Below are 203 nucleotides of genomic sequence, written 5' to 3'. Positions count from 1 at the left end.
TACCAAACTATGGGGCCTTATAATGCGGAGTATGATGACGGGTCTTTGGCTCGTTCTTATTACGACGGTAAGAATGGCAGGGTACGCTGGTCTCGAAAATCTGGAGAAGACAATCATTCGCCACTCAAGTTTGAGTTGGGTGAAATTGATCTGACAGCTGACGACCCTATTTTCCTGAGCGGGCGCCCCCTCTTTGTGGCTAA

1 protein-coding gene is annotated in these 203 nt (G+C 48.8%); it reads left to right on the top strand.

All coding sequences use genetic code 11. The features are described 5' to 3' along the window. A partial coding sequence (locus tag PPL9_RS33540) for a hypothetical protein (protein WP_208989522.1) occupies window positions 1–203 on the top strand: 203 nt, incomplete at both ends.

Source organism: Pseudovibrio sp. POLY-S9, from assembly GCF_001431305.1.
Classification (GTDB): domain Bacteria; phylum Pseudomonadota; class Alphaproteobacteria; order Rhizobiales; family Stappiaceae; genus Pseudovibrio.
This window is presented reverse-complemented; position numbering and strand designations above follow the sequence as displayed.